The 24109-nt window shown below is 41.4% G+C and carries 25 protein-coding genes and 4 tRNA genes; 11 read left to right on the top strand and 18 right to left on the bottom strand.

What is annotated here, in order from left to right; all coding sequences use genetic code 11:
• Window positions 1-2 precede the first annotated feature (2 nt).
• On the top strand, window positions 3-1253 hold the full coding sequence (locus ACEN2L_RS10900; protein ID WP_441743651.1) for an ABC transporter permease: 1251 nt from the start codon (window positions 3-5) through the stop codon (window positions 1251-1253).
• Window positions 1254-1314: 61 nt separating this feature from the next.
• On the opposite strand, the gene ACEN2L_RS10895 is transcribed toward ACEN2L_RS10900, so the two are convergent.
• A complete protein-coding gene (locus ACEN2L_RS10895) occupies window positions 1315-2136 on the bottom strand; it encodes a helix-turn-helix domain-containing protein (protein WP_441743649.1) in 822 nt (273 codons plus the stop codon).
• Window positions 2137-2273: 137 nt separating this feature from the next.
• Between ACEN2L_RS10895 and ACEN2L_RS10890 the strand changes: the two genes are divergently transcribed.
• Window positions 2274-2579 carry a hypothetical protein gene (locus ACEN2L_RS10890; protein WP_441743647.1) on the top strand — a complete coding sequence of 102 codons (306 nt, stop codon included), beginning with the start codon at window positions 2274-2276 and terminating at the stop codon, window positions 2577-2579.
• A 101-nt stretch (window positions 2580-2680) separates the two neighbouring features.
• Window positions 2681-3052, top strand: a complete 372-nt coding sequence (locus ACEN2L_RS10885) for a glutathione S-transferase N-terminal domain-containing protein (RefSeq protein ID WP_441743645.1) — start codon at window positions 2681-2683, stop codon at window positions 3050-3052.
• Between the two features lie 16 nt (window positions 3053-3068).
• Here the strand turns inward: ACEN2L_RS10885 and ACEN2L_RS10880 are convergent, their stop codons facing one another.
• The 6 genes from ACEN2L_RS10880 to ACEN2L_RS10855 form a co-directional block, all read right to left on the bottom strand.
• The gene (locus ACEN2L_RS10880; RefSeq protein WP_441743643.1) at window positions 3069-4286 is read right to left on the bottom strand and encodes a winged helix-turn-helix domain-containing protein; all 1218 of its coding nucleotides are present in this window, start codon (window positions 4284-4286) and stop codon (window positions 3069-3071) included.
• Between the two features lie 8 nt (window positions 4287-4294).
• Window positions 4295-5053, bottom strand: coding sequence for a 3-deoxy-manno-octulosonate cytidylyltransferase (kdsB, locus tag ACEN2L_RS10875; protein WP_441743642.1), 759 nt, complete (start codon window positions 5051-5053; stop codon window positions 4295-4297).
• A gap of 47 nt (window positions 5054-5100) precedes the next feature.
• On the bottom strand, window positions 5101-5298 hold the full coding sequence (locus ACEN2L_RS10870; protein WP_306024191.1) for a Trm112 family protein: 198 nt from the start codon (window positions 5296-5298) through the stop codon (window positions 5101-5103).
• A gap of 23 nt (window positions 5299-5321) precedes the next feature.
• A complete protein-coding gene (lpxK, locus tag ACEN2L_RS10865; protein WP_441743776.1) occupies window positions 5322-6314 on the bottom strand; it encodes a tetraacyldisaccharide 4'-kinase in 993 nt (330 codons plus the stop codon).
• 8 nt (window positions 6315-6322) lie between these two features.
• Window positions 6323-8083 (bottom strand): lipid A export permease/ATP-binding protein MsbA, encoded by a 1761-nt coding sequence (gene msbA / locus ACEN2L_RS10860; protein WP_441743640.1) that lies wholly within the window; start codon window positions 8081-8083, stop codon window positions 6323-6325.
• Window positions 8084-8284: 201 nt separating this feature from the next.
• Complete coding sequence (locus ACEN2L_RS10855; protein ID WP_441743638.1) at window positions 8285-10570, bottom strand: DNA internalization-related competence protein ComEC/Rec2; 2286 nt, start codon at window positions 10568-10570, stop codon at window positions 8285-8287.
• Between the two features lie 73 nt (window positions 10571-10643).
• Here ACEN2L_RS10855 and ACEN2L_RS10850 point away from each other — a divergent pair, with 73 nt between their 5' ends.
• Window positions 10644-11135, top strand: coding sequence for a DUF2062 domain-containing protein (locus ACEN2L_RS10850; RefSeq protein WP_441743636.1), 492 nt, complete (start codon window positions 10644-10646; stop codon window positions 11133-11135).
• A gap of 47 nt (window positions 11136-11182) precedes the next feature.
• Here ACEN2L_RS10850 and ACEN2L_RS10845 read toward each other — a convergent pair whose 3' ends face one another.
• The 8 genes from ACEN2L_RS10845 to ACEN2L_RS10810 all read right to left on the bottom strand — a co-directional run bounded on the left by ACEN2L_RS10845 (window position 11183) and on the right by ACEN2L_RS10810 (window position 15988).
• Entirely contained in the window at window positions 11183-11599 is a 417-nt protein-coding gene (locus tag ACEN2L_RS10845) for a hypothetical protein (RefSeq protein ID WP_441743634.1), read from the bottom strand.
• A gap of 248 nt (window positions 11600-11847) precedes the next feature.
• Window positions 11848-11934, bottom strand: a tRNA-Leu gene (locus ACEN2L_RS10840).
• Between the two features lie 42 nt (window positions 11935-11976).
• Window positions 11977-12050, bottom strand: a tRNA-Cys gene (locus tag ACEN2L_RS10835).
• A 119-nt stretch (window positions 12051-12169) separates the two neighbouring features.
• Window positions 12170-12244: transfer RNA gene (locus ACEN2L_RS10830), tRNA-Gly, on the bottom strand.
• A gap of 203 nt (window positions 12245-12447) precedes the next feature.
• Window positions 12448-13026 carry a CDP-diacylglycerol--glycerol-3-phosphate 3-phosphatidyltransferase gene (pgsA, locus tag ACEN2L_RS10825; protein WP_441743632.1) on the bottom strand — a complete coding sequence of 193 codons (579 nt, stop codon included), beginning with the start codon at window positions 13024-13026 and terminating at the stop codon, window positions 12448-12450.
• A gap of 80 nt (window positions 13027-13106) precedes the next feature.
• Complete coding sequence (gene uvrC, locus ACEN2L_RS10820) at window positions 13107-14933, bottom strand: excinuclease ABC subunit UvrC (protein ID WP_441743630.1); 1827 nt, start codon at window positions 14931-14933, stop codon at window positions 13107-13109.
• A 3-nt stretch (window positions 14934-14936) separates the two neighbouring features.
• Window positions 14937-15581: a UvrY/SirA/GacA family response regulator transcription factor gene (gene uvrY, locus ACEN2L_RS10815; protein ID WP_441743628.1), complete on the bottom strand. Its 645-nt coding sequence runs from the start codon at window positions 15579-15581 to the stop codon at window positions 14937-14939.
• Window positions 15582-15715: 134 nt separating this feature from the next.
• Window positions 15716-15988, bottom strand: coding sequence for a hypothetical protein (locus ACEN2L_RS10810; RefSeq protein ID WP_306019869.1), 273 nt, complete (start codon window positions 15986-15988; stop codon window positions 15716-15718).
• A gap of 232 nt (window positions 15989-16220) precedes the next feature.
• On the opposite strand from ACEN2L_RS10810, the gene ACEN2L_RS10805 reads away from it, so the two are divergent.
• Window positions 16221-18107: an alkaline phosphatase D family protein gene (locus ACEN2L_RS10805; protein WP_441743626.1), complete on the top strand. Its 1887-nt coding sequence runs from the start codon at window positions 16221-16223 to the stop codon at window positions 18105-18107.
• Between the two features lie 390 nt (window positions 18108-18497).
• Window positions 18498-19154, top strand: a complete 657-nt coding sequence (locus ACEN2L_RS10800) for a hypothetical protein (protein WP_441743624.1) — start codon at window positions 18498-18500, stop codon at window positions 19152-19154.
• A gap of 429 nt (window positions 19155-19583) precedes the next feature.
• Here the strand turns inward: ACEN2L_RS10800 and ACEN2L_RS10795 are convergent.
• A tRNA-Ser gene (locus ACEN2L_RS10795) sits at window positions 19584-19675 on the bottom strand.
• Window positions 19676-19936: 261 nt separating this feature from the next.
• Between ACEN2L_RS10795 and ACEN2L_RS10790 the strand changes: the two genes are divergently transcribed.
• The 5 genes from ACEN2L_RS10790 to ACEN2L_RS10770 all read left to right on the top strand — a co-directional run bounded on the left by ACEN2L_RS10790 (window position 19937) and on the right by ACEN2L_RS10770 (window position 22104).
• Window positions 19937-20605 (top strand): Bax inhibitor-1/YccA family protein, encoded by a 669-nt coding sequence (locus ACEN2L_RS10790; protein ID WP_306022245.1) that lies wholly within the window; start codon window positions 19937-19939, stop codon window positions 20603-20605.
• A gap of 71 nt (window positions 20606-20676) precedes the next feature.
• On the top strand, window positions 20677-21066 hold the full coding sequence (gene tusD / locus ACEN2L_RS10785; protein WP_441743622.1) for a sulfurtransferase complex subunit TusD: 390 nt from the start codon (window positions 20677-20679) through the stop codon (window positions 21064-21066).
• Between the two features lie 20 nt (window positions 21067-21086).
• A complete protein-coding gene (gene tusC, locus ACEN2L_RS10780; RefSeq protein ID WP_441743620.1) occupies window positions 21087-21455 on the top strand; it encodes a sulfurtransferase complex subunit TusC in 369 nt (122 codons plus the stop codon).
• Complete coding sequence (gene tusB / locus ACEN2L_RS10775) at window positions 21455-21742, top strand: sulfurtransferase complex subunit TusB (protein ID WP_441743618.1); 288 nt, start codon at window positions 21455-21457, stop codon at window positions 21740-21742. The genes tusC and tusB overlap by 1 nt, the downstream gene beginning before the upstream one ends.
• Before the next feature lie 23 nt (window positions 21743-21765).
• Window positions 21766-22104 (top strand): TusE/DsrC/DsvC family sulfur relay protein, encoded by a 339-nt coding sequence (locus ACEN2L_RS10770; protein WP_441743617.1) that lies wholly within the window; start codon window positions 21766-21768, stop codon window positions 22102-22104.
• Window positions 22105-22425: 321 nt separating this feature from the next.
• On the opposite strand, the gene serS is transcribed toward ACEN2L_RS10770, so the two are convergent.
• Both serS and crcB read right to left on the bottom strand, forming a co-directional pair.
• Window positions 22426-23718, bottom strand: coding sequence for a serine--tRNA ligase (gene serS / locus ACEN2L_RS10765; protein WP_441743615.1), 1293 nt, complete (start codon window positions 23716-23718; stop codon window positions 22426-22428).
• A gap of 10 nt (window positions 23719-23728) precedes the next feature.
• Entirely contained in the window at window positions 23729-24109 is a 381-nt protein-coding gene (gene crcB / locus ACEN2L_RS10760) for a fluoride efflux transporter CrcB (RefSeq protein ID WP_441743774.1), read from the bottom strand.

The raw sequence follows: 24109 nt of genomic DNA, 5'->3' as shown, positions 1-24109 counted from the left end.
CCATGACGACTACTAAGCATAAAAAAACGGCGACGAATTGGGAGATAGGACCCATTTTTAGGGCCCTGCTGCGAAACAAAGTGGGCGCCTTATTAATCGCCATTCAAATTGCGGTAACGATGACGATTATCGTCAACTCTGTGTTTATTATCATTGAGCGCAGCAAAGAAATGGATCGTCCTAGCGGCGTCGATGAAAACAATAGCTTTTATTTATCAAGTTTAGGTTTCGGCAGTCAATTTAATGCCAAAGTGACCATTGAAGAAGACTTAAACCTGTTGCGCCGTTTACCAGGCGTAATCAATGCCATACAAATTAATGCTGTACCTATTAGTGGTAGTGGATGGTCTATGGGTTTACAAACGCAAGCGGGAGCTGAGTATGACGGCACGGGTACAGCAGTGTATATGGTGGACGAACAAGGTCTAAATACACTAGATGTCGCGCTGATTGCTGGCGAAAATTTTAAGGCCAGTGATGTGCAATGGCGAGAAGAATCGCAAGCGGGTTGGCCTGCTAAAGTGATTATCACTAAAGCCTTAGCTGCCATGCTGTTTCCTGACCAAACGCCCTCGCAAGTTGTAGGTAAAACCGTGTTTATTGAAGACGTTGAACCAATGATCATCACCGGTGTAATTGATCAATTACAAGCCCCTTGGACAGACTGGAATAAGGTAGAAAATGTCATGCTGTCTCCAGAATATTTAAATAATAGTTCAGCGCGATATTTTATCCGTACCGAGCCAGGCCAACGGGACCCCCTTATGGCGCAAATAGAAGAGTTGCTGGCCAGCAGTAATAAATCACGCATTATCAAAGGCATGCGCAGTTTGCAAGAAACCCGTGAACGTAGTTACCGTGGCCATACTGCCATGATCAAAATACTCACTACGGTGATGATAATACTCACCATCGTCACTGCCCTGGGCATTGTTGGTTTAGCCAGTTTTAGTGTAAATCAGCGTAAAAAACAAATTGGTACTCGCCGTGCATTAGGGGCTTCACGTGGCGCTATTGTTCGCTATTTTATGGTTGAGAACTTTATTATTACCAGTGTGGGCGTCATCGTCGGTGCTTTACTCACAGTAGGTTTAAACATGGTGTTGGTTGATGTATTTAGCCTACAAATGCTTGATTGGTACTACATCCCTGTTGGCATGTTAGTGCTGTGGCTCGTTGGACAAATCGCTGTTTGGGGTCCAGCACAAAAAGCCGCAAATATCCCCCCAGCTCTCGCCACGCGCACAGTGTAAAGAGCGAGTTTCGAGATTATAAGAGTAAAGCACTGCTAACAAAGGGCGGCAGTTATGTAGATTAGTTTTTATTATTCTGCTGGCCTTTATTCAGCTGCTTAAAAAATGCAGTGGATTTCTCATCACTGGGATAAAACGACTCAATTTTTAACTCATCGGCAGTGATGTCCTGGGCACTACCAAATGTGGAAATAAGCGAAAATAATCGTAGTTCTATATCGCCCAAGCTTAATTGCAATGGCAATACAGGTAATAAGTCAATTTGCGCTAACGGATGGCTCATATTTACAGGCATTCGCTCAATCAATTGACTAATTTTTAGTTTAAATTCTACTTGAGTATATTGACTTATACTTGCGTTAATACGCCGTACTAGATGTGCGCTCACTTCTGCCCAATTTTGGGTATAAGTTCGCAATCCTTTATCATGCAGGCAGTATATGGCCAAATTAAATTTCCCATCTAAATGAAATTCATTTGTATAATCGAGTTCACTAAAGACTAAAGAAAATAAATAGTCGGCCCCCCTATTTTGCAAAACTACATTCCAATGTCGATCCAACACGACTGCGGGTAATGGGTCATGGTGACTCAACATAAGTGTCAGTGCGTTAAATACTGGCTTCATATAAGGTTCACACAATTGGCTCTCTTGATACTGGCCGGTAAACCCGGCAGAACTGAGTAAGTCATTTCGAGCCCGCAAAGGTATCTCAAGTACCGCAGATAAACGCTCTATCATGTTTCGACTGGGTTGACTCCGACCGGTCTCTAAGTAACTTAAATGTCGTTGTGAAATATCGGCTGCAAGTGCCAAATCGAGTTGTGATAGATTCCGCTTTAAGCGCCACGCTCGGCATAATTGCATAAAGCTTTGCTGCATTTTAACGCTCCTAAGTGTAAAGGGCGGCAAAGTATCTGCAATGCGGGTTATCAATTCAATAACCTATGAGGTAATTGATTAATTATTTCGTAGAGATAAGCTCAGTGTGTAACATCAACATAGTTAAGGAAACCGGTATGAACACCCCATCACGCATCGCATTGTTAGTCCTGATCCCTTTTGTCCTCTTGTCTTTTTACGCCGTTTTTGAAGTGGGATATTGGGGAATTATAGCGCCACTGTTAAACGACTCAGCTGGTTGGCAAGTATTAGCAGATTTAATTATCGCTCTAGTCCTCGTGCTAATTTGGTTAATTAAGGATGCAAAATTGGCTAAGCGTAATCCTTGGCCATGGATATTACTTACCTTATTATTAGGCTCAATTGGCCCAATGTTGTATATCGTCCTTTATAAAACCCAGGCAGTCTCTCCCTCATCTTGAGGCTTTGGGCAATTATTCAATTAATAGGGCTTAACCGCACTTACTTTGTGTGGGCATTACTTTTATAATGACGGCCATATTTTCTAACGTGTAGTCCTTTCATGTCATTTTTAATTAATGTAGTACGTAATCTCCTTGGCTCCATCATTGCTTTAATCGATATCATTACTCGCCCCCCTAAACTCAAACGTAGCCCAGAAGTTCAACAACAAGTAGAAAATCAGCTAAAAAACATGGCGTTATATCAATTTTTTGCCTGTCCTTTTTGTATAAAAACTCGCCGCGCTTTGCATCGCCTTAACTTACCAATGGAAAAACGCAGCGCTAAAAAAGGCAGTCCCTTTCGTGAAGAATTAGCCCAACAAGGCGGTAAAATACAGGTGCCTTGTTTGCGTATAAATGAAAATGACCAAGACACGTGGTTGTATGACAGTGGCGAGATAATTCGTTATTTAGAGCAACGCTTTGCTTAAGCGTTGCTCTTGAATTTTAGCTAATTTGAATTGATTCGATTTGTTGACGCAGAAAATTTTCAAGTGGGCTTTGTACCTGTTCAGGTACTGAGATTTTTTCAAGGCATATTTTAGTACCTTGATTAAATCTCAAAAAAGTCTGCAGCGACGGTAACAGGTCTGTTAGTAATCCTGCTATATCCTTGGTTTCAAGCTGAAGATGGCGTATGAACAAGACCCCTGATGCCCGATTAATTTTTGCGTCCATGCGTCCAACAAATACACTTCCCCACAAAATTGGCAAACTAAAATAGCCATATTGACGCTTGGGTTCGGGTACATAACATTCAATTTGATAATCAAAATCAAACAGTTGTTTCAGGCGTTTGCGTTGGATCAACAGATTGTCAAAGGGAGATAAAAACCGAACTTGTTTGCGCCCCATTCGCTGTTTTAACAGGTGTAGACTTTGAGGTAAGGCATAATACTGTTGTCCTAGGCAGGCCAATTTAAGTAACTGCTTGTCTTCTAGCAATTGCTCACACCGTCGACTAATTTTAGCTTTTAAGCCTTTGCGTAAATAGGCTATATCTTCGGCGGAACCTAAACCTTGAGCCGCAAGAAAACGCATGATCAAATAGTCGTAAAATTCGGTTTCAGTGGGTATTGAGGTATCAATACCAGTTGGCACGACTCGTTCTGTGAGCTCATAAAACTTTTGAAAACCTTGACGTTTTAAAACCATCAACTCGCCTTCCATAAAAAGCTGCTCTAAGGCTTTTTTTGCTGGTTTCCAATCCCACCAACCGGTGTTTTTTGCTGTGTCCTCTCGTTCAAAGTCTTTTGCTTGAAGTGGACCGTCTTGCTCAATCCGCTGCAAAATGATCTTGCTCAGTTTTTTATCTTTTACATGCCAGTGTTTTTCACCTGAAGCAATAGCGTGTTTACGTGGCAAAGAAAACCGATAGTCAGACATGGGTAAATAAGCTGCAGCATGAGACCAGTATTCGAAAACCTGTTTTTGCTGCATTAATGTGTCTAGGTGGGTTTTATGGTAATTATTTTGTCGATTCCATACACAATGATGATGAGCACGCTCGACCACTGAAATAGTATCAATTTGCACGTAACTGAGTCGCGCAATGACATCGAGCGTAGCCTTAAGACTCGTACCAAAGGGATTAGATCGATGTAAACCTTGACTAATTAAGACCAACTTGCGTGCGTCGGCTTCACTGATAGATTCAACCGACATCGTTTAAACTAGCCCTTTTGTAACGCCAACAGGCGAACTAAATCTTCTGGGGTGTCGATCCCAGTGGGCGGTGTTTGGCGGGCAATATCCACATGAATTTTCTCACCGTGCCATAGCACTCGCAACTGTTCGAGGGATTCAATTTGTTCTAAGCCAGAGGGAGACATGCTGACGTATTGTTTTATAAACCCTGCCCGATAAGCATAGATGCCTATATGACGCAGATAATAATCGCCGATTTCGTCAATCAGGTCCTCATCTAAAAAGCGGGAACGGTCATAAGGAATAGTGGCACGACTAAAATATAAAGCGAACCCCTGCTTATCGGTGATCACCTTCACCACATTGGGATTAAATGCTTCTTCAACATCGGTGATTTTAACCGCCAAGGTGGCCATTTCCGCTTGTTGGTGTTGATGCAGGTTTTCAGCGACTTGCTGAATATTCACCGCTGGAATAAAAGGCTCATCCCCTTGCACGTTAACCACAACCTCATGCGACAACATGCCTTCCATTTCAATTACTTCAGCCAGACGCTCAGTGCCCGATTCATGATGGGCAGCTGTCATACAATACCGGCCGCCAAAATCACTAACAACTTTAGCTATGCGTAGATCATCGGTAGCAACAATCACTCGACTGGCACCCGATTCAATAGCGCGTTCGTAGACATGTTGCACCATAGGCTTGCCATTAATGTCTACCAGAGGTTTACCTGGAAAACGGGTAGATGCGTATCGAGCTGGAATGATCACGCTAAAGTTCATGCTTGTCCTACTTTCAATTTAAAGTTTTTTTGGTTGAGAAATGTGTGCTACTTCAATAACTGTTCAAGTTCTTCACTGCTGACAGACTTGGCCTCTGACTCAAGTAATACCGGAATGTTATCAACAATAGGGTAAATTAATCGATCAAATTTACAGATAAGCTGTGCATTGTTGGCTTGGTAGACCAAACTACCTTTACAAGCTGGACACGCTAATACATCCAATAATTTTTTGTCAAAAGCCATGATATTCTCTTTTTAATTTAGGGTTAATTTGAAGCTTTAATTGTACGTAATTTTGCCAATATCTCACTGGAAAAAGCCGCAGATAATTGTGCTTTTACCGGTAAATACCAACAATCTTGGTGGGCAAAATCACGACATTTTACCGCATCTTTTTCTGTCATAATAAGCACATCGTTGGGTAAATCATCCGCGCTAAATTGATGGTGATCAACAAAACTTATGGTCTTATGTATTTCTAGGGGATAGCTTGCCAACAGGTCAAAGAAACGTTGAGGATGACCAATGCCAGCCAATGCAGTGACGGGCCCGACTAAGCTAGCTACTTTACGACTGAGACGAGGATCTTTTACGTTAATTAGGTCCCCTGCTTCTAGGCTCATAGCGTATTCACTTGGTGCTTGCGTTTTACCATTGATAACGACGAAGTCTGCCTGTTGTAAGCGCCATGCTCCCTCGCGCAGTGGCCCTGCAGGTAATAATAAACCATTACCTAAGCGACGTTTACCGTCTATTACGACAATTTCAATATCTCGTTTCAGCGCATAATGCTGCAAGCCGTCATCACAAATAATGACATCACACTTACATTCTTTAACTAAGAATTGAGCACCGCGAGTGCGAACGGGATCCACGACCAAAGGACAACTAATATGCTGGCGCATTAGCATGGGCTCGTCTCCCACTTGTGTCACGATGCTGTGCTCAGTAACGGCCTTGGGATACTGTGAACTTTTACCGCCATAACCACGGGTAAGAACCCCAGGCTGATAACCTTGTTCGCTCAAAAATTGCGCCAAAAACACCACCATCGGTGTTTTACCATTGCCACCTACACTGATGTTACCCACAATAATCACGGGTACTTCAGCACGTGAGGACACTTTTAGGCCAAGCCGAAATGCCAAACGTCTTAATTTGGCGAGTATGGCAAAGAGCAGGGTCAAGGGTAACAATAAGACAATAATTGGCCAATGATACCAGCGCGGTGCATACCAAAATTGCGTTAGACTAAACATCACTGGTGTTACTCGTCACCAAATTGCATCTTGTGTAATTGTGCATACATGCCTTGTTGGGCTAATAAATCTAGATGATTGCCCTGCTCAAGAATTTCACCACTCTCGATGACTAAAATCTGATCGGCATTTTCAATGGTTGATAGTCTATGTGCCACAACGATGCTGGTGCGATTTTGTTGTAGTTTGTACAACGCATCTTGAATTAATCGTTCTGATTCAGTATCAAGCGCTGAAGTTGCTTCATCAAGAATCAATACGGGCGCATCGATAAACAACGCTCGAGCGATCGCGATACGCTGACGTTGACCACCAGATAGCATAAAACCGTTCTCCCCCACGACCGTTTCTAAACCATCGGGTAGCTGAGTTAAAAACTCCATAACGTGAGCGGTTTTGGCGGCGGCCAAAATTTTGTCGCGATCCACTGGCCCTGTTGCGCCATAAGCAATATTGTTGGCGATGGTGTCATTGAATAACACCACGTGCTGAGACACCAAGGCAAATTGACGGCGTAAATCTTTTAGCGGGATATCTGCTAGTTTAATACCGTCTAAATAAATCTCTCCTTGCTGGTGATTATAAAAACGGGTAAGTAAACTGGCTATGGTGGACTTTCCACTGCCAGAGCGTCCCACTAACGCACAGGTTTGACCTGGCTTTACCGCAAAAGAAACCTGTTTTAGTGCCGGAATTGTTTTGCCTGAATAGGCAAAGGTCACGTCTTTAAATTCAATACTACCTTGAGAACGCTCTACCTTGTGAGTGCCTCGGTCGCGTTCCACTTCTTGATCCATTACTTCAAATATACTCGAGCAAGCCGCCATCCCCCTTTGAAACTCGCTATTAACCGTGGTTAATTGTTTCAAAGGCTTGAGCAACATCACCATATTCACCACCACATTCACAAAAATACCGGGCGTTAGTGACTCGACCAAATGAGGGAAACTGGCAACATACAGCACAAACGCGAGCGCAATAGAGGCGATAACTTGAATAGACGACACGCTTAAAATACGGGCAACGACCAACTTCATATTCTGTTGGCGGTTATGATTGTTACGTTGACTAAACTGCTCGTCTTCGAGGTTTTGTCCGCCAAACATTAATACCACTTTATGCCCTTTCAAGGCTTGTTCTACTGAGGAAGTGAGTGAACCCATGGTTTGTTGAATACGTTTACTCACGGCTCTAAAGCGTTTGCTCACGACTGATACAACTACCGCAACCACGGGACCAATCAAAATAAAAATAAGCGACAGCTGCCATGAGTAATAAAACATTGAAATGAGCAAACCAATTACCAGTGCGCCTTCTTGCACCAGGGTTAATAGGGCTTTACCTGCAGCATTCGACACCTGCTCCGTGTCGTAAATCACTTTTGAAATTAAACTACCGGTGCTGTTTTTGTCATGGTATTCCACTGGCAAATGGATGTATTGCGAAAACAAAGTTTGGCGCATGGTTTTCACGATATTGCTACCGATCCACGCCACGGTATAGGTGCCAAGAAAGTTGAAAATTCCCCGTAGAATAAAAATGGGTACAATCAAATACGCTGCGATACGCAAATATTCGTAATTGCCATTGCCAAGACTGTCATCAATAACGGGTTTAAGGCGCGAAATAACGTACACATCGATGGCCGAATAACCAATCATGCCGATTATGGCCACTAAAAACGCTAATTTATAGGGTTTCAAATATTGTTTAAATCGAGAAAAGATCCTTTCTGGATCTTTTGTGACAATGGGTGTTTCAAGAGTCATGCAGTATGGGCTTTCTAAAATTTATAAATTACCGCGATAGTGTAACTGTTTGAAGAAAAATCCCCAACTTTCAAAGGGATCTTTTATCTCAAGTGAGCATGATACTTTTAAATATGGCACTTTTTACTCAAGCTTAAAGAGATATACAAAAGCAAAATTGCTTTTTAAGATTAAACACTATTTGAATCGCGTGCATTGGCACTATGGCTCGGTAAGCGCTTTTGGAAAGTTAGCATACCAAAATGGATAAATGTCTTGCCGATATGTGCGAACAACAATGGGTTCCTTATGTTTATAAGGAACGATAAAGCTGACTTGACCTACTTCAGAGCTGCTAAACAAAGTGGCCGATGAATCATTGTAGCGGCGCAATACCTCCGGCCGAGGAAACGACCAGCGATTCATAAATCCCTGAGTAAAAACCACGTACTGCGGTGAAACATAATGAATAAAAGGCGCGGATGAAGAGGTATTACTGCCATGATGCGGCGCCAACAAGATATCGCTTTTAAGCTTGTCCCCCCATTTTTCAACTAAACGCTTCTCAATACTTGCATCAATGTCCCCGGCTAATAAAATGCTGTGCTGCCCATCACTTAAGTGAATAACACAAGAACTATTATTGTCATTATGTAAGGTGGGATTGTCTGGCCACAAAACAGTGAAACTCAAGCCTTGCCATTGCATAACCTGACCCAAGCGACAAGTGGTATCGGTAGTAAGGATGTGAGCTACGCTTATCTTATTCTTTAACACTTGTAAGCTGCCACTGTGGTCATTATCCCAATGGCTAATAATTACCTTGTCTAATTGAGCGATCCCCCGCGCTTTCAACAAAGGTAATATAACGCTCTCAGCCATGTTAAAACCGCTTGGATAAGCAGCGCCCACGTCATACATAACAGCCCTACCCTGTTTCGATATGACTACTGCTGAGCCATGCCCTACATCGAGTATGTCGATTTGCCAATCGGTGTTGTGTGATGTGAAAGCGTAACTCAAAATAGGCAGAAATAGCACCAAACAAAACCCTTTAATTTTACCGATATTGGGCAACATAAAACAGACAATAGCGGTTAAAAATAGCAGCCAAACTGACATTGGTATTGCGGGTAACGACCAAACCGCCCAGCTCAAGGACTGAGTTTGCTGTAAATAGTGCAACGCTACGCTAAGCAATGCATCTACCCAATTGAAAATAACATGGGCAAAAGGTGGCCATAGGGCTAAAAATATAATTGCCAGCAAACATAAAGGAACAAGGACTAAGGTTACTAAAGGTACGGCCAGTAAATTAATAACCGGAGAAAGCCACGAAATATAAGCAAACTGCCACGCGATAATCGGTAACATCAATACACTCAGTGCCAACTGAATTTTTATCATCACCTTGAGACTAGAAACTACATTAAATCCCTGAGATTGATGAGGCCGACACCAAAAAATAAAGAGAATAATCAACACCGCTGAAAAACTTAACCAGAAACTCAGACCAAACAGACTTAAGGGGAAGAGAAAAACAAAACCGGATATACTGAGCAAAACTACTCGACGAAGGCTCAAATTAAGATTACCCAAAAAAATACACGCTAATAACAACAAACTAAGCCATGCTCTTAAGGTAGGTAAACCAAAGCCTGCCAACGCTGAATACGCATAAGTCGTTAGGACCGTACCGACCAATGCCACTTTGTGAAGATTAATACCGTGAAGTTGATAAAAGCGACTGACTATTAAGCCCAGTCCCCACGCCAGAATAAAATAACTCATGCTTGCAACAAGGGCTAAATGCAAACCTGAAATGGCAATGAGGTGTGCAATACCGGTTGATTGCACCAAGCTCCAATCATCTGTTTCTAGCAGTCCCCGATAACCCAAAGTTAACGCTGCTATCCATGCCTCATGTTTCAGGTTTAGCGCAATGAGTTGATTTAAGGCACGCTGGCGTAAACTTGTTTCGGCCAACAATAATGTATTGCCGCTATCGTTTTTGACATATCCAGTTGCACTTATGTTTTCGCTGAACAACCACTGCTGGTAATTAAAGCCCGCTTCATTCGCTAAGCCATGTGGAGGCTTTAGTTTGACCAACAAATATACATGCTGCCCCTGCTGTATGTGCCAAGGAGCATTGTTCCAAGAAAGACGCACTACACGGGGTATTAGAAGTGAATTTTCTGCAATTTTGTCAATACTTAAATTAAATCTAGGGTTCACGACTTGATGATTTATTGACAAGACCCGCCCTTCAACCCAAACAGCTTGTCGGATTTGTGTCAAAGGGAGTTGCAAAGAGTATTGCCAATGGCCTACACTCGCCATCCACGAAATGCCGATAAGAGCAAAAGCATAGGTTCGAGTTTTATTAAACACTAAACCGCATGCTGCTAAACAGAACATACTAAGTGTGACAGAAACACTGGGTAAATTAGTCCAGTACAGCGATGTTATACTGGCTGAAATAAAAATAAAAAGTTTACTATCCATAGTATGTTGAAATAATAATTCCATCAGAAAGTAAGTATAGAGAATTATCCTGAAAAAGTTTATTAAGCGCTTCTTGCCCAATCCACACACCGTGAAACAACATAAAGTTTTATTGGTTTTTGGGACCTTGTTGCATGATCCAAATTTATGGCATCTAAATCGTCGCTCGGCGGCCGGAGCGTTTGGCATTGGGTTGTTTTTTGCTTTTTGGCCTGTACCCTTTCAAATGTGGTTAGCAGCGGCGGTGGCGATTCCCCTCAGAGTAAATTTACCCTTAGCTGTTGCAACTGTGTGGTTGACCAATCCGTTTACCATGCCCCCTATTTTCTATGGCGCATATTTGGTAGGCGTAAAGGTGTTAGGTGCGCCAGAGCAACAATTCTCTTTTCAATTAAGTTGGCAATGGGTACTTGAAAGCGTAGAAACAATCGGCCCAGCATTTTTATTAGGCTGTGCTATTTGTTCTGTATTTTTTGGTTTGTTAGGGTACTTTAGCCTGAATTACATCTGGCGTTGGTCTGTAATTAAAGCGTGGCGTTTAAGAATCCAGCAACGTCAAAAATAATTTTAATGTTTATTTAGACGTGTCTAGGATCAAGCTTACTCCTAAGATTAAATAAGCTTAAGTAAACTAGTTGACTGGCAAGCGAAACCTGCACGAATTAACCACGATAGCGCATCGGCCTCATTATCAAAACGTTGTATCTGCACATGTCCTTTCTTCTCATGTATTGCTTGCTGCAAAATAAACTCTTTTAACGCATCATACTCTAAGATTTCAGCGGCATGAGTCATACCATTACCCGCGCACCATTTAAACGTTCTTTCTATGACAGGGGTGGCCTCAGGCGTGTGTAATTCCCACTCATCAAAAAAAATCATATGAGCATGTGTAGTGCCAGGTTTAAGGGCGAGTACAGCACGATGCAACTCTTCTTCGTTTCGTAAAGCGGTTTGCAAGGACCACTGCCCCTTAACGTGCGAGACGATGATTTGCCCCTTTGTAATTACCTTGACTTGTCCTTTCATATTCTGCAATGCGTTAGAGAAGTTAAAATTGAGTATATAGTAAAATATTGAAAGCTGAATTTAATTTGGAGGAACTGATTACAAGTGAGTTAAGTAGGACGTATTAAACACCCAATATTACTGCGTTTTTGGACATGAAGGGGTATAGATGATAATTGAAAAAATGACTAAACTTAAATTTATGATTTGATAGTAGCGATACACTAAATACTTTCTGGGGGCTTATGTACATTACTACATATAAGAAATGGTGCCCGGAGCCAGACTTGAACTGGCACGACCTTACGATCGAGGGATTTTAAATCCCTTGTGTCTACCGATTTCACCACCCGGGCATGGGATACTTGCTCTAAGCAAGTTGGTGTTGTTTAGCGTTATGGAGGCGGAACCCGGAGTCGAACCGAGATCCACGGATTTGCAATCCGCTGCATAGCCATTCTGCCATTCCGCCAAATTTTACTATTTCAAATTTGGAGTATCATATTAATGTAAACTAAAGCATTGATAAAATGCTGAGCAACCTTAATGAACCTCTGGCAATAATAACTTTTATTATTACTTTTACAAATTTGGAGCGGGAAACGAGATTCGAACTCGCGACCCCAACCTTGGCAAGGTTGTGCTCTACCACTGAGCTATTCCCGCTTTGCTCGATTCAGAACTCTCATTAACAGTGGCTTTTAAGCCCTTGTTGATAAGCTTGTGTGCTCCTCATCAATCAATGGCGTGCATTCTACATTCAAAGTCTAATGTGTCAACCACAAAAATATCGATTTTTAACTGACTGCTTATTTTTTGTCATAAACGGACTATTTTCGTTCAATAACACCCGTATTTTATAAAAATACTTAATTCTTTTTTAAATCTTTCCATGCTGCAAGGGTGTAAATTACCATCGACCACAGTGATAAAATTGCGGCGATGTACAATAAAATATATCCCAAGGTCACCCAATAAATGGGAATACCCATAAAAGATTGCATTTCGGACAATAAGCCGATGAGCGCTAACATTTGCGCCATGGTTTTTGCTTTACCCGTAAACGACACTTTTACTAGTTCATGTTTACCTTGTTGGCCCATCCATTCACGTAATGCTGAAATATAGACTTCTCGAGCCAACAATAATATTGCCGGGATGGTAATCCAAATATCTGCATAAGTGTGGGTAATAAGGAGTAATGCCGTGGCAACAATGAGTTTATCCGCCACTGGATCTAAAAATGCGCCAAAGGGCGTTGTTTGTTCTAATTTTCGGGCAAGGTAGCCATCAAACCAATCAGTGATCGCTGCAAACCAAAATATAAACGCACCAGCTTGATGCGCCCATTTCCAATCTAAAAAATACACAACGACAAAAACAGGGATTAATAAAACTCGAACAACGGTAATAATATTGGGAATGGTCCACATGGGGTTATTATTCACTCTAATTTTTTAACTTTATAAATTCAACGACACTTTCTACCTCTATATAGCCAGCGCTACAAGCTTAATTTAACACACAATTAATGATGTAGATGGTCGTAGATTGTCTCAGCTAAATCTTCGCTAATGCCAGGAACCTTTGTAAGTTCATCTTTACTTGCTTGTAGTATACCCTGAAGCCCCCCCATGTATTTGAGTAAACTTTGTCTTTTCTTTGCACCTATTCCTGGAATGGATTCAAGCTTGGAGGTGTTTTTATCTTTTTGACGGCGCTCTCGATGGCCAGTAATAGCAAAGCGATGAGCTTCATCACGAATATGTTGAATAAGATGTAGCGCAATGGAATCGCCGGCCATGGGGATAGTTTGATGACTACCTGCCAATATAAGCGTTTCTAATCCCGCTTTACGACTCGTGCCTTTGGCCACACCTATCAATAAGGGTGTTTTGGCATGCGTCCAATTTTCAAAATAATCCTCAGCCTGCGCTAATTGTCCTTTGCCCCCATCGATAAATAGAATATCAGGGATTTTTGTTTCGTCTTTTACGTCACGATAACGCCGCGCTAAGGCTTGCGCCATTGCCGCATAATCATCACCCGGTGTTATCCCTTCAATATTGTATCGACGGTAATCGGTTTTATAAGGACCATCACGATTAAATACTACACAGGAGGCAACCGTTAGTTGACCTGAGGTGTGGCTAATATCAAAACATTCCATTCGCTGTATGGGCTGCTCAAATTCAAGTATTTGCTCAAGCTCCACAAAACGTGCATGAACCGACTTCTGCTGAGTCTGTTTAGCAATTAAGGCATTTTCAGCGTTGTTATTGGCCATCTGCAGATAACGGCGTTTTTCTTCTCTGGCACCTTTAAAAAATTGTATCTTGCGCCCCGCCTCTTGGCTAAGTAATACCTCAATGGCTTCTTGCTCGGCGAGTTCTTGTGGGATGACAATTTGTTTAGGGATGAGTTTATTGCCTGCCAAGTAAAATTGCAGAATAAAAGATTGAAACACTTCTTCAGCGCTCGATTGCGCTGGCACCTTTGGATAAAAGCTCTTACTGCCTAACAATTTATTATCGCGAATAAACAAGCCATAAATACTGGCAATACCATTTCGATAGGCAAAACCGAATACATCGAGTTCTTGCTGATCGCCACTCACCCATTGCTGTTCTTGTATTTTACTTAATGCGCTAATTTGGTCACGATAACGAGCGGCAGACTCAAACTGTAAATTTTCACTAGCGCCTTCCATTTTTTTAACGAGTGAATCGATAACCTGTTTGTTTTTACCTTTTAAAAACAAACGCGCTAGATTGACTTGTTCTGAATATTCATCGTCACTCACTAAGCCCTCGACACAGGGGCCTGCACAGCGTTTGAGTTGGTATTGCAAACACGGACGAGTGCGGGCACGGTAGTAGCTGTCTTCACATTGACGAATAGGAAAGATTCGTTGCATGGTTCGTAAACTTTCACGCACAGCCCACGCACTCGGGTAAGGGCCGAAGTACTCACCTTTTAACTTACGCGGCCCTCGGTGATTACTTAAACGAGGATGTTCATGGGCAGATAAAAAAATAAAAGGATAGGACTTGTCGTCTCTCAATAATACGTTGTAGCGAGGTTTATATTTTTTAATGTAATTGTTTTCAAGAATGAATGCTTCTACTTCACTGTTTACCACAGTGACATCCATATCGTGAATTTGACTTACTAACGAGCGCGTTTTGATACTGTCTAGGTTTTTTCTAAAATAGCTACTGACACGCTTTTTAAGATTTTTTGCTTTGCCTACATAAATGACATCTTGCTTCTGATTATACATCCGGTAAACACCCGGTTGATTAGTCAGATTTTTAAGAAAATCACTGTAGTTAAAAGATTCAGCACTCGACATTATTTAAAGCAGATCAGAATTAATTAACTTGTTTCTCAGTGCTAGATGCGTCAGTTCAACATCATTGGAGACGGCGAGTTTATCGAACATACGATATCGGTGGGTGTTTACCGTTTTAGCACTAATATTTAAAAAAACAGCGATATCTGGAACTTTAGCACCCTTAGTCAACATTAAGGCTATCTCAAGTTCTCGTTCAGACAATTGTTCAAAAGGGTTACCCTCTTTTAAATTTAACTGGCCTAACGCTATTTGCTGAGCGATATCAGGAGAAACATACTTTTGCCCTACCGAGACTTTACGAATAGCTCTGATCATTTCTTCAGGATCAGAGTCTTTAGTGAGGTAGCCAAATGCGCCCATTTGCATCACTTTAGCCGGAATGGGGTTTTCTTTGTGCACCGATAGTACGATGATGCGAATTTGCTCAGAAAAACGCAGGATTTGTTTGGTTGCTTCCAGTCCTCCCATTCCTGGCATACTCATGTCCATTAAAACAATATCGGGATCATTTTTACGGCAGAACTTAACGGCTTCTTCACCATTGATGGCCACGCCAATTACACTGAAATCAGCAACGTCTTCGAGTATTCTACGAATACCGGTTCTGACCAGCTCATGGTCATCAACTAATAACAACTTTATCAACTTTTACCTCAGTTACATGACAAACGGCGAATATCAAAAAAGATTCAACCCTTAGGTATGAAACAAGTTGTAGAGTTTGAAGTTACTATCACGTCCTAGTTTATAATAAATACAAATCTTAACTTACAAAACGTTTAACGATAAAAATGCTGACTCAATCTATTCCACCCCAGAATAGTATCACTGAGCCCCTGCCCTTCGTTTCTGGCACAGCAGTGCGCAATTTCACAGTGTATCTGCCAACGATTAGAACAATTAACCACTAATTTAGGTTTACTCGGCTCACCACCGCATCGACAGTGAGCAGGCACATGAGTTACTTGACTAATTCGACGAGCGATACTTTTTTTCTTTTTTAAGGGCAACATAAGCAATAGGTGCACTTTATAATAAGATGGCTTAAGCATAAGGTAACTACACCGCATTAAACAACCAAAAAATCAATTAAAGTCGTTCTTAGGTGGCTTATGCTGCAGTTTTAAACAATGCTTGGGCCTAAGCACGAATGAAGGTGACTAACTATCAACCACCTTGGTCATTAATAATACCTATCCTCCCTTTTCCTCTCATTTACTTTAGGGCTGAAGCATTGTTAAATTAGTGTAAAATGCAAGCGCAGTGCTACCAGAGGAAAGTAATTTGCAGCAACAGATACTGGCAGGCCCCATTTTAAAGAGAATGAGTACCACTGAACTCACAATGTGGTTTGTTAGTACACAACCATGTAAGGTTAAATTAGAGCTAACACCCGATACCGGCTCGAATATCTTTTTTGAGCTAGGCAAAAACCAACACAGTATGATTAAGCTTGGGCAATGTATTTATGTCCATTTGTTGCATGTAAAACTGCAAACTGCTCTGCCGGTTAATCAATGGATAGGCTATCAGCTGTATTTTACTCAGTCTAACAATCAGCAAGCCCTGCTACTCACGCAGTTAGTCAGTGATCTGTGTTACCCAAATAGGCTGACACCCGGCTTTGTTATCCGTTCTACTTTGCATAAAATTTTGCATGGCTCATGTCGCAAACCACATCATGCTGGAAGTGATGGTCTGGTTATCGCGGATAAATACTTAGCTGACAATCAATCAATTGAGCAATGGCCAAGTTTGTTAATGATGAGTGGTGATCAAATATACGCGGATGATGTTGCGACCCCCATGTTAGTCGCCATTCATAGTGTTATTAGTCGCTTAGGCATTAAAAACGAGAGATTTGATCAAGCGATGGTCAATGATTCAGAAACCTTGCATGCAACACAACCTATGTATAATCAACGCGTAGCATTACTACCAAATGATCAAGGAAGCCAGAAGCTACGAATACCTCTATTTAAATCAGCTGAAAAGCCAGTTTTCACCACGGTTCATGCTAACAATCATCTCGTTTCGTTTGCTGAAGTAGTGTCGATGTATTTATTATGCTGGTCACCGGAGCTATGGAAAATAGCCGATGTAAGCATGCCCCCCAACATTAACAGCAAACGCCAAAAACACTATCAGCAAGACGTTGCCTTAATAGCAGAATTCAGCGCCGGATTGGCTAAAGTTCGTCGGGTAATGGCACACTTGCCTTGTGCCATGATGTTTGATGATCACGATATCACTGATGACTGGAATCTTACTGCAGATTGGGAAAGTAAAGCCTATGGGCATGTTTTTTCAAGGCGTATTATTGGCAACGCATTACTTGCTTATTTACTCTTTCAAGGCTGGGGTAATGCCCCGGCTAGTTTTAATGCAGAATTTATGTCAAGGATACAAAACGGTATTGATCAACTAGGCAGTGACAAACACGATGAACTGATCAAAAGCCTACTTAAATTCGAACATTGGCACTATGACTGGCCAACCAGCCCAAAACTTATCGTATTAGATACTCGTACCCAACGATGGTGGTCAGAAACAAACAACAATAAACCTTCGGGATTGATGGATTGGGAGAGCTTATCTCAGTTACAACAAATGTTAATTGATGAAAAAGCAGTGATATTGGTTTCTCCTGCACCTATATTTGGCGTGAAACTTATTGAAGCAATTCAAAGCATTTTCACCCGTGTAGGAAAGCCTTTAGTCGTAGATGCCGAAAACTGGATGGCTCACCCTGGCAGTGCCAATTATTTATTAAACGTATTTACCCACCGTAAAACGCCACAACATTTTGTAATTTTATCGGGTGATGTGCATTATTCTTTTGCCTACAAAATAACATTAAAACGGCGAAGCAACAGTCCTGACATTTGGCAAATTACCAGTAGTGGCTTAAGAAATACTTTTCCGGAGGGCTTATTAAACTGGCTCGATAGATTGAATCGCTGGCTGTTTGCGCCCTACTCTCCATTAAACCTATTTACTAAACGGCGAAATATGCGTATTCGCCCTTTAAAACCTGACCAATGTTCAAAAGGTGAACGCTTGGTAAATGGTTCAGGAATTGGCTTAGTTGAATTAGATAATACTGGAAAACCCATTAAAATCAGTCAATTGCTCGATGACAGAGAAATAAACTTTATATCATTGAATTGATGTTCTCGCCGCAACTTAAGGCAACCTAGCTGCACGTATAGAGTCAAAATGCTCAATCAAATTATCTCTAACATGAACGTTTTACTTAATTGTGAGTATTAGGACTGTTCTGTCGATGTTTGAAAATATTCACTCTAGATTAAGCCCACAACAGGGTGATTACTGCATCAAAAAACCTGTGCGCTTATATTTTAATCAATTAAATCAGTGCATTAGGCTGTCATAAAATCTTACAGTTTTACGCTCCCCACAAACGGTAAGTTTTTAACTCATTGATTCGCCAATGTAAAACAATATTGGCACGATGTTAGCTTTAAAAATTTGGGCATGGAATGTGGATTTTCAATCAAATTAACCATGTTTTTCTCTTATAAAAAATTAAGGATAATAATGAAAAAGTTAAACATTAGAAAATTTTTAGCTGTTGTAACACTTTTTAATTTCATCGTTTTTAACGTAAATGCCACACTGATCAAAGAACATTGGTCAGCAACGGTTACGGCATCTACCAACTCCTCTTATAAGGTCGGCGACAACCTAACTTGGAACCTTCTTTACGACAACAGTATAGGTATTCTCTCTGTTTACGTTTACAACAGTCCAGGAGTCGAAAATAGAGATACAGATAGACGGACAATCAAAGATCTCAGTTCTGCCGCGTATAATGCTAGTTTTTCTCTATTTGCTGACGCCATGATTAATTTTAATGGCTTATTCGAAAATATGTTTGATGCACTAAGCACTTCAACCACTGGTAATAGCATATATTCAATTTATAGCGACCAAAGATGGTCCGATATGAGTGGAAATCAATTTATCGAGCAGTACAGAAACAACTCCTATTTTTTCACCAACGGAAGTAGCGGCCTCGCAACCATATATACCTTAAATACCGAGACGCTTGAACGTAGGATGCAAACGGTGGAATTTGATACCATTACGATACAAAGCAGCAATTTAGTTGAAGTCTCTGAACCACCCATGCTTGCTTGGCTATTTTTAGCGTTAATCGTTGTAAACGTAAGGCGATGTAATAAATTCTCTTAGTGTAGTAAAGCCATAGTAAGCAGTGAAGTTAGCTGAAACTAACGCTTTTTCATTCATTACGAAACGTGGTAAGTTCGAACAACCCAATAGAAACAGTTTGCCAAAATACGCACTTTGTACACTTTGCGTTTAATAAGGCATCGCCCTCAGTTAGGGCATAGATTGTTGATTGCAACTCAGCGTTTCCAAACGATCGACTCATCAGCTTCATTTGGATCAGCAACCTGTACATTTTTTAAAAAATTGATTGAAACAGAAGAGTAGCGTTAATTTTAATAAAGTGGTAAATTTTTACCCACTGTTGGACAACGAGTCTATGACTTATATTCTAGACATGTCGTCGAACGACGGAGAGCCTCACCATCGCAATAAATTCTCTATTTTTTAAAGCCAACAAAAAACCCGCACAAGTGCGGGTTCATTGTTAATTGGCGGAGAGCGAGGGATTCGAACCCCCGGTAGGTTTGACCCTACGTCTGATTTCAAGTCAGGTGCATTAAACCAAGCTCTGCCAGCTCTCCTTAAACTTTTTTAGTTTGTTTAGCTGCCTTAGCTGCTCCTCAAACTGTGGAGCGCATATTAATGACGTTTTTTTGCCTTGTAAAGCCTTAATTTAATAAAAAGGTTTGTTTGCTTAATGTTTGCCCAAGGTGACTATTTTTGCAGCGTGTTGCGCTTTGTAACAGTTTATTAGGTCTTTAATGCTTGAAAATTTGAACCAAAAGCCATACAAATACACTATTAATGGTAAAGTATAGTTTATTTCAATCTTGGAGTTTCAAATGGAACAACGTTCAGTTTATACCAGTGGCAGTCAAGCGTCGGTTTTGCAAACCAATAAGGTATTGCGTAATACCTACATGTTGCTCGCAATGACCCTAACGTTCAGCGCAATTTGTGCTGGCATCACCGCAGCAATGAATATCTCTCCAGGTATGGCTTTAGGCATGAACCTAGCAGCTTTGGTGATGATTTTCTTTTTAAATAAAGCCTCGCAAAGTTCAGCAGGCATTTTGTTCGTCTTTGCTTTTACTGGTTTACTAGGTGGCTCTTTGGGTTATACCTTGAATTACTATGCTGGTTTTCAAGGCGGCTCAGAATTAATTATGCAAGCCTTTGGTGCAACTGCATTGGTTTTCTTTGGCTTGTCTGGTTACGTATTAACAACCAAGAAAGACTTTTCCTTCATGGGTGGTTTTTTGATCGTTGGACTCATCGTAGCGGTAGTGGCTTCTTTAGCAAACATCTTTTTCCAGATTCCAGCGTTAAGCTTGGCCGTTAGCGCTGCCATCGTATTTATCATGTCTGGTTTCATCCTGTTTGATACCAGCCGTATTATTAATGGCGGTGAAACTAACTACATTAGAGCGACTGTCTCTATGTACTTAAACATCTATAACTTGTTTACTTCTATCCTACATTTGTTGGGCGTTTTCGGTAGCGACGACTAATAAACTAGGGTAAATTATCCGAAGAACACCTCAGCTTGCTGGGGTGTTTTTTTTAGTGGAACAGACTATATATGGCAACGATCAGTTTATTAATCACATCGGCCCCCTTAATGTCGCAAAGTGCTCACTCTGCATTACGCTTTGCGCAAACAGTTGTTCAGTCCGAGCATACCTTACAAGGTGTCTTTTTTTACTCTGAGGGTGTGCACAATGCTAATGGTCTGCAATTAACGCCCAGTGATGAGTACCGCTTATACGCAGCTTGGTGTGAGTTAGCGCTACAACATGGCTGCCCCTTGTTGGTTTGTGTGACCGCGGCCACAAAACGCGGCATCTTATCTATAAAAGATGCTAAGGAGAATGATTTGAATCACACTACCCTTGAGGCACCTTTTCAATCGGTAGGATTAGGTGAGCTATCAGAGCTTATTCATTCAAGTGATCGCTTAATCCAATTTTGAACATTACAGCGTAAATTTCTATGACAGAATCTGCAAATCAATTAGCGGTGCTTAATCGCTGCGGTCCGTATGCTGGAAACAGCGCTCAAGAAAGCCTTGAGCTGGTTATGGCCATGTCGAACTTTGGGCAAGAAGTAAGTGTGTTCTTTATTGAGGATGGAGTGTATCAGCTTTTAACTAATCAAAGTCCAAGCACCATAGGTCGTAAACACTTTACCAAAGGCTTTGCCGCCCTGCACTTCTATGATATCGAAAATATCTATGTCTGCGCTAATAGTCTACTTGAGCGCGGGCTTACGCCTGACGATCTGATGATGGAAGCACAAGCCCTGAGCAAAGATGAGATTTCAGGTTTATTGCAGAACCACAAACAGGTGATCCGTTTTTAATGATATTACATCAAATTTTCACTAACCCTAGCACTGAGTCACATTTGCAACAATGCCTCAACATCTGTGGCGATGAAGACGGCATACTATTGATGCAGGAAGGGGTTTATGGGCATCTGCACAGCCTTATAAAACACGCAATTGCTCGAGGACTGAGCGTCTATGTCTCACATAAAGATCTGGCTGCTCGCGGCCTAACTCTGCAGACTACCAATATTACAGTAGTAAATGACGAGCAGTGGTTGGCTTTATGTTTGCAATACCACAAAGTAGTCACGTGGTCATAAATTGAATATGAGTGCAAAATAAGATGGATTATTATTTAGAATTTAATGGCCAACAGATCGAGACCGACAAAGCGGGGTATTTGCTGCGTGTGGCTGATTGGCAACCTGCCTTGGCGCCAGAGTTAGCCAAGCAAGAAGACATAGAGCTCAGTGAAGCTCATTGGGAGGTAGTCAACTTTGTACGTAATTTTTATCTCGAATTTGAAACAAGCCCTGCAATGCGTGCTTTAGTCAAAGCCATGGCTCAAACACTGGGCTCAGAGAAAGGAAATAGCCGCTATTTATTTCGATTGTTCCCCAAAGGTCCTGCCAAACAAGCGACTAAAATTGCAGGTTTACCAAAACCAGCAAAATGCCTTTAAGGACTGAGACGTTTTTTATCTTTCAAAGTTAGGATTTGTTCAATCTAAGAGCGATTAAATCATTACTCCAGAGATGTAGCATCGTTGTTACATGAAAAGTTTGAGCGACAAAGGTCGATTATTCTTACATGGAGCCAAAGGGTAGCGAGTTTGGTTTTTATACGACATTATCGTCACGTTAAGGGGAACGTCCGTCCTGCATAGTCGATAACTTGTCAGATGACCACACTCACAGCACAAACGATAAACACAATGAATGAGACAAACAAAAACGACACTTAAATCGTGTCGTTTTTTTGAAAATTCAAACTCTAGCTAATATTAGCCGCCGATCACTTCAAGGCCCCCCATGTAAGCCTGTAAGACTTTAGGTATAACAATACTGCCGTCAGCTTGTTGATAGTTTTCTAAAATAGCAACTAGGGTTCTCCCTACCGCCAAACCAGAGCCATTCAATGTGTGTACTAATTCAGGTTTATTGGTTTCAGGGTTTCGATAGCGAGCCTGCATGCGACGCGCTTGAAAGTCTAACATATTAGAACATGATGAAATTTCACGATACGTATTTTGCGCGGGTAACCACACTTCTAAGTCATAGGTTTTACACGCGCCAAAGCCCATATCTCCCGTACACAATAATACTTTTCGATAGGGTAATTCAAGACGTTGTAATACATTTTCAGCGTGAGAAGTTAACTCTTCCAAAGCATCAAATGAGGTCTCAGGTGTCACTATTTGGACCATCTCGACTTTATCAAATTGATGTTGACGAATTAGGCCTCGTGTATCACGGCCATACGAACCTGCCTCACTTCTAAAACAAGGGGTGTGTGCCGTCATTTTTAAGGGAAGCTTATCGGTTGCAACGATTTCATCGCGCACAATATTAGTCAAGGGCACTTCAGACGTCGGGATCAAGGACAGACCCTGCCCTTCTTCAGTTGCTGGCTTAATATTAAATAAATCTTCACCAAACTTGGGTAATTGGCCTGTACCTAGAAGACTTTCTACATTAACTAAGTAAGGAACATACATCTCTTGGTAGCCGTGTTCAGAGGTGTGTAGGTCTAACATAAACTGTGCAATTGCACGATTTAGGCGAGCAACTTGCCCTCGCATCACCACAAACCGAGACCCAGTGATCTTGGTTGCAGTTTCAAAATCGAGACCATTAGCTAGGTTTGCTCCTAAATCAACGTGATCTTTAATCTCAAAATCAAAAGTGCGCGGTGTTCCCCAGCGCAAAATTTCTTGATTTTCACTCTCGTCTTTGCCGACAGGCACTGACTCGTCAGGTAAATTTGGCACACTTAAAGAAAGCTGCTGGATCTCATCTAACAATGCGGTCAGTTCTGCTTTCGCACTGTCTAGTTCTTCACCAAGTTGACCTACTTCAGCTAACAAGGGGGCGATGTCCTGACCTGAGGCTTTCGCTTTACCAATTAATTTGGAGCGCACATTACGTTCGTTTTGTAATTCTTGTGTGCGCATTTGCAAGGTTTTACGTTTTTCTTCTAAAGAATTAAACGTCGCAACGTCTAGGTCGAAACCCCGTTTTTTAAGTGTTGCAGCGGTTTGTTCAATATCACTGCGGAGATATTTTGCATCTAACATATTGTATTAATTAGCCTTTAACAAAAAAAGTAACAAAAATAGTACCTAACCAAGCTGCCAATAAACACCCCAGCATATTCAGGAACATATTTAGTATTCCCTTTACCCAGAGGCCTTGTTGAAGCAAATACAAGGTATCAACAGAAAATGTAGAGAAGGTGGTAAATGCGCCTAAAAAGCCAATACCGACAGTAGCACGCCACAAAGTAGCTTCCATTTGCCCGTGTTCGATTAACGAATATAGCAAACCCAAGCTGAACGAACCTAATACATTGACCACTAGTGTACCAAAGGGAAAGCCTTTGCCAAACCATTGAAAGATCAATTGTGATAGAAAATAGCGCATACAAGCTCCGCTCGCACCGCCTACTGCAATGTAAAGGTATATCAT

This window comes from Flavobacterium sp. W21_SRS_FM6 (genome assembly GCF_052119645.1).
Classification (GTDB): domain Bacteria; phylum Pseudomonadota; class Gammaproteobacteria; order Enterobacterales; family Alteromonadaceae; genus Paraglaciecola.
The sequence above is the reverse complement of the archived record's forward strand: the minus strand, read 5'-3'. Positions and strand labels throughout refer to the sequence as shown.

What these genes read in the sequence shown, in the direction of transcription:
- tusB (WP_441743618.1), top strand. Translation starts at nt 21,455, where the DNA reads ATGATATTACATCAAATTTTCACTAACCCTAGCACTGAGTCACATTTG.
- ACEN2L_RS10870 (WP_306024191.1), bottom strand. Translation starts at nt 5,298, where the DNA reads ATGGCTTTTGACAAAAAATTATTGGATGTATTAGCGTGTCCAGCTTGT.
- kdsB (WP_441743642.1), bottom strand. Translation starts at nt 5,053, where the DNA reads ATGAACTTTAGCGTGATCATTCCAGCTCGATACGCATCTACCCGTTTT.
- crcB (WP_441743774.1), bottom strand. Translation starts at nt 24,109, where the DNA reads ATGATATACCTTTACATTGCAGTAGGCGGTGCGAGCGGAGCTTGTATG.
- ACEN2L_RS10885 (WP_441743645.1), top strand. Translation starts at nt 2,681, where the DNA reads ATGTCATTTTTAATTAATGTAGTACGTAATCTCCTTGGCTCCATCATT.
- ACEN2L_RS10800 (WP_441743624.1), top strand. Translation starts at nt 18,498, where the DNA reads ATGAAAAAGTTAAACATTAGAAAATTTTTAGCTGTTGTAACACTTTTT.
- ACEN2L_RS10810 (WP_306019869.1), bottom strand. Translation starts at nt 15,988, where the DNA reads ATGCTTAAGCCATCTTATTATAAAGTGCACCTATTGCTTATGTTGCCC.
- ACEN2L_RS10900 (WP_441743651.1), top strand. Translation starts at nt 3, where the DNA reads ATGACGACTACTAAGCATAAAAAAACGGCGACGAATTGGGAGATAGGA.
- lpxK (WP_441743776.1), bottom strand. Translation starts at nt 6,314, where the DNA reads ATGTTTAGTCTAACGCAATTTTGGTATGCACCGCGCTGGTATCATTGG.
- ACEN2L_RS10895 (WP_441743649.1), bottom strand. Translation starts at nt 2,136, where the DNA reads ATGCAGCAAAGCTTTATGCAATTATGCCGAGCGTGGCGCTTAAAGCGG.
- uvrC (WP_441743630.1), bottom strand. Translation starts at nt 14,933, where the DNA reads ATGTCGAGTGCTGAATCTTTTAACTACAGTGATTTTCTTAAAAATCTG.
- tusC (WP_441743620.1), top strand. Translation starts at nt 21,087, where the DNA reads ATGACAGAATCTGCAAATCAATTAGCGGTGCTTAATCGCTGCGGTCCG.
- ACEN2L_RS10770 (WP_441743617.1), top strand. Translation starts at nt 21,766, where the DNA reads ATGGATTATTATTTAGAATTTAATGGCCAACAGATCGAGACCGACAAA.
- ACEN2L_RS10845 (WP_441743634.1), bottom strand. Translation starts at nt 11,599, where the DNA reads ATGAAAGGACAAGTCAAGGTAATTACAAAGGGGCAAATCATCGTCTCG.
- serS (WP_441743615.1), bottom strand. Translation starts at nt 23,718, where the DNA reads ATGTTAGATGCAAAATATCTCCGCAGTGATATTGAACAAACCGCTGCA.
- tusD (WP_441743622.1), top strand. Translation starts at nt 20,677, where the DNA reads ATGGCAACGATCAGTTTATTAATCACATCGGCCCCCTTAATGTCGCAA.
- msbA (WP_441743640.1), bottom strand. Translation starts at nt 8,083, where the DNA reads ATGACTCTTGAAACACCCATTGTCACAAAAGATCCAGAAAGGATCTTT.
- ACEN2L_RS10890 (WP_441743647.1), top strand. Translation starts at nt 2,274, where the DNA reads ATGAACACCCCATCACGCATCGCATTGTTAGTCCTGATCCCTTTTGTC.
- ACEN2L_RS10790 (WP_306022245.1), top strand. Translation starts at nt 19,937, where the DNA reads ATGGAACAACGTTCAGTTTATACCAGTGGCAGTCAAGCGTCGGTTTTG.
- ACEN2L_RS10880 (WP_441743643.1), bottom strand. Translation starts at nt 4,286, where the DNA reads ATGTCGGTTGAATCTATCAGTGAAGCCGACGCACGCAAGTTGGTCTTA.
- ACEN2L_RS10855 (WP_441743638.1), bottom strand. Translation starts at nt 10,570, where the DNA reads ATGGATAGTAAACTTTTTATTTTTATTTCAGCCAGTATAACATCGCTG.